The following is a 3961-nucleotide window of genomic DNA, read 5'->3' on the forward strand; positions in this document are numbered from 1 at the left end:
TCACTATCTCCACGCCTCGATATTCGATGATCGATCATCGATATTCGAAACTGACGGCTGATCGATTGAAAAACGATTCATCGTCCTCCCTTCTTCAAATCCCTGTAAAAATTTTCGTGAATACCCAGAGCAAGCAAATACAGGGTATTGTCACCATGCTCATAAGCCAGCAAATAAAGTTGATCCTGAACACGAAACTTGTAAACACGGACGCCTGCAAGGTCGCCTTTTTTTTCTTCTCCACAAGACGGCTCAGATGTTACCCGCTTTATTGCCTTGTTAACAACTGTCAACTGATTAGCGTGTAATTTTTTATAGCTCCGACGAAAATTTGGGGACTGTACAATATTCATTTTTTCTTGCTGAACTCGAAGGGTTCAAACTCTCCCCGTTGTTTGGCGACTAATACGTCCCGTATAAACTCGATGGGCAAATCCGGGTTGTCGAGGGCGGCTTTCCCGATCTTTGCCCAGTAAGCAACCTGCAATGGGGCGGTTCTACATTCCGCCTTTGCGCTATGTTTGGCTTGTTCATATAAATCATCATCGATACGTATGGCAATACCCATAAACACCTCCTGCTACAATTGTAGCATATCGTAATAAAAAGGACAACTCTGCTTCGTTCTTGTCGGTTTCGGTCTGCTGTTTCCCATATTTTGCCATGAGCCATCAGCCAAGAGCTACGAGCTGCATTATCTAAACATGTTATACTTCAGTATCGTGAAAAATGCCTTGATCCCGTCGCGCCAGGTGATCTTTTTCCCTTCTTCATAGCTCCTGCCGTAATAGGAGATGGGGATCTCGTAGACCTTGAAACGTCCTTTCGCTATCTTCGCGGTGATCTCCGGCTCAAACCCGAACCTGTTCGACTCTATCGTAATGTCCTTCAGGACCTCTCTTTTAAAGACCTTGTACCCGGTCTCCATATCGGTAAGGTTCAGATTGGTAAACATATTGGACAGCAGCGTCACTGCCATGTTCCCTATATAGTGCCAGAAATAGAGCACCCTGTGAGGCCCACCGAGAAATCTCGACCCGTAGACGACATCGGCCTTTCCTTCAAGGATGGGCTCAAGCAGTTTCGGGTAGTCACGGGGGTCGTACTCGAGGTCCGCGTCCTGTATGATGACAATATCGCCCTTCGCACGCGCGAAACCGGCCCGCAGGGCGGCGCCCTTGCCCTGGTTCACCTCCTGCAGGACAACCGTGATGTTGGGTTCTTTCAAATTTTTGAGGATATCCCTGGTGCCGTCAACAGACCCGTCATCGACAATGATGATCTCCTTCTCATATGGGGTCTCCTGCACCCTTCTGATCACGTCCCCAATGAAGTCGACCTCGTTATAAGCAGGTATGATTATGGATAAGAGGAGTTTGCGTTCCATGCTCGTTTTTCAATTATACTCACCTGTGCCCTCAATGCAAGGAAATTGTAATAAAGACAGCTCACAGCTGATAGCTCATAGCTCACAGCGATACACCCGTAAGTCGTGAGTCGTAAAGGATAAAGAGAAATTTGTTCTATGTTCAACGTTCAACGTTAAAACTAAACAGACTAGACAAGGTCTTTGATCGCTGATAGCTGACCCCGGCATTTATTCATAAAATTATTTGAAAAGACACGGGTAAGTGTGTCATAGTGGTATATATGGAAATACCTTATCTCGAATATTTTGGTTTCTCCGAAAAACCGTTCGGGATGTCTCCTGACCCTGCCTTCTATTACGAATCGACAGAACACAAAAAGGCCGTCGACTACCTGACCTTTTTCCTCTCGCAGAAAGAGGGGTTTGCATTGATATACGGCGACGTGGGTTCAGGCAAAACAACGGTCTCGCGTATCTTCATCAATTCCCTCTCCCACGAATCTTACAACACGGCCCTGATCCTCAATCCTGTTACCGATGATACTGAATTCATGAAAGAACTCCTCAGGGAATTCTATGTGCAGGACATACCCGACACAAATAAAGAGCTTTACGATACGTTACGACTCTTCCTCCTTGAAGAATTCAGGAACGGGAAGGAGAATGTGCTTGTTATCGACGAGGCGCAACTGCTTTCCTATGAGCTTCTTGAGTTTATACGGCTCCTGTCCAATATCGAGACAGATAAGCAGAAGATCCTCCATACTATCTTCTTTGCCCAGCCCGAATTCCTTGAAAAACTCAAGGGACAGGACATGAGGCATCTCGCGCAGAGGATCACCGTCACCTATGGCATAGAACCGCTCACTTTGAATGAGGTGAAATCATACATCAACTACCGTCTCTACAAGGCAGGCTCGAAAGGGCCGCTGGAGTTCCAGGACAGGGCGGTCAGGCTGATACATATCGCGTCGAAAGGGTTCCCCCGGCTTATTAATTACATCTGCGACAGATGTCTCCTCGTTCTCTACGCCCAGTCAACGCACACAGTGGACGGCCATATCGTGTCAAAGGTACTCCTCGAAGAGAGTATCTCCCTCGGGTCTGTCAAAAAACAGCAGGACATACAAGGGCTGAGGTCCCCTTACATCGTTCCTGCCATCGTTATCCTCCTCATCGTGATCCTGGGCGCGATCGGATACTATTTTGCCGCCACCGGGGCCTTTGATCGCTTTTTCGTAAAAAAACCTCTGTTGGTTCAGAAGGACATAGCCGCTGCGCAAACCGGGCTGCCGGTGAAGGCCGAAGCACCGGTCAAGGCCGAAGTATCGGTAAAAGCCGAGGTACCCGTCAAGACAGAAGCACCTGCGAAGAAAGAGGCTGCACCAGTGCTGCCCGCAAAAACGGCTGAACCAAAAAAACCACCGGAAAAACCTAAAGCGGATAGCGTGGCACAAAAGACCGAACCGCCATTCAGGAAGGTAGTGGTTATAAAAGACGCTGTGAATGTAAGGACAGCCCCCGGCCTGGAGGCCCTCCGGATCGGCATGATCTTCAGGGGAGCAACCCTGAAGGTGGTGGGGGAACAATCCGATAAGCATAAAACCAAATGGTATAAGGTCATACTCTACGAAGACAGGGAAGGCTGGATATCGGAAAGTGTAGTATCAGTAAAATAGCCACAAAGGCAGCTCATAGCTCATAGCCGATAGTAGACAAATACTAATTTCGAAGCACTAATTTCTAAACAATTTCAAAATTCAAACCACTAATCTTTAAAAGGTGCTGTCATCGCGAGGAGTCACATCCTTTATTGTCATCGCGAGGAGCCTAAGCGACGTGGCGATCCAAGGGTATAATCTATTAATGAGATTGCCGCGCCCTGCGGGCTCGCAATGACAAAACGCCGCGCTTCGCTCGCAATGACACGGTCGTTTTGTTCAACCGTTTTAAATTATGAACATTGGAACATTTGAATTTGTTTAGTGCTTCGATATTGGAATTTCGGATTTCGCTTTGCTATGAGCCATGAGCTATTAACTATGAGCTGCCTTTACACGTACCACATCTCCATCTCAAATGTTTCTGACGGGACCTTGATCGAGATATACCCCCTCTTCGGTATCCTGTCCACGAACATGTCATTCATTTTAAGGGAAAACCAGACATCGATTGTGTCGTTTTTTTCGACACCAAGGGCACTGAAGGGGATCTCGACTTCAAGGATATCGGCGAACATCGCGGAAACAGGCAGCGTGGTGTCGAGCTTCTTATCTTTGATGCAATAGACAACCTTAAAATTTTCTTTTGCCATCAGGTTAATCTCAAATGAAACGTCGGCAACATCAGCGATAAACGTATGATCGACATCAACCCTCAGGAAAAGTGAGGTCTCATTGAATCCGTAATAACATCCCTTGATCAGGGTAACGGCATCGTGCATAGCCACCCCGTGGCCTTTTCCTGCAAAAAACCCGGACCCCATCCATTCAAAGTAATCCGTTACCCTTCCATCAATGACCGGTTTGATGAAATTCATCGGTTCCTTCGTTGGCCTTGCCTCGCGATCTGCAAGGATAATGGGGATGCTGA

At 47.3% G+C, this 3961-nt stretch carries 5 protein-coding genes; 2 read left to right on the forward strand and 3 right to left on the reverse strand.

Annotation, left to right across the window (positions count from 1 at the left end; genetic code table 11):
* A partial coding sequence (locus PHU49_15440; GenBank protein ID MDD5245401.1) for a hypothetical protein occupies positions 1-308 on the forward strand: 308 nt, incomplete at its 5' end.
* A gap of 41 nt (positions 309-349) precedes the next feature.
* Here PHU49_15440 and PHU49_15445 read toward each other — a convergent pair.
* Complete coding sequence (locus PHU49_15445) at positions 350-568, reverse strand: ParD-like family protein (protein ID MDD5245402.1); 219 nt, start codon at positions 566-568, stop codon at positions 350-352.
* 126 nt (positions 569-694) lie between these two features.
* Positions 695-1387 (reverse strand): glycosyltransferase family 2 protein, encoded by a 693-nt coding sequence (locus tag PHU49_15450; protein ID MDD5245403.1) that lies wholly within the window; start codon positions 1385-1387, stop codon positions 695-697.
* Between the two features lie 263 nt (positions 1388-1650).
* Between PHU49_15450 and PHU49_15455 the strand changes: the two genes are divergently transcribed.
* Positions 1651-3048, forward strand: a complete 1398-nt coding sequence (locus PHU49_15455; GenBank protein MDD5245404.1) for an AAA family ATPase — start codon at positions 1651-1653, stop codon at positions 3046-3048.
* A 374-nt stretch (positions 3049-3422) separates the two neighbouring features.
* Here the strand turns inward: PHU49_15455 and PHU49_15460 are convergent.
* Positions 3423-3961, reverse strand: a 539-nt coding sequence (locus PHU49_15460; GenBank protein MDD5245405.1) for a hypothetical protein, incomplete at its 5' end; no start/stop codon positions are given.

Source organism: Syntrophorhabdaceae bacterium (assembly GCA_028713955.1).
GTDB lineage: Bacteria > Desulfobacterota > Syntrophorhabdia > Syntrophorhabdales > Syntrophorhabdaceae > UBA5609.

Coding starts and splice junctions, on each gene's coding strand:
- PHU49_15445 (MDD5245402.1), bottom strand. CDS start 568: ATGGGTATTGCCATACGTATCGATGATGATTTATATGAACAAGCCAAA.
- PHU49_15450 (MDD5245403.1), bottom strand. CDS start 1,387: ATGGAACGCAAACTCCTCTTATCCATAATCATACCTGCTTATAACGAG.
- PHU49_15455 (MDD5245404.1), top strand. CDS start 1,651: ATGGAAATACCTTATCTCGAATATTTTGGTTTCTCCGAAAAACCGTTC.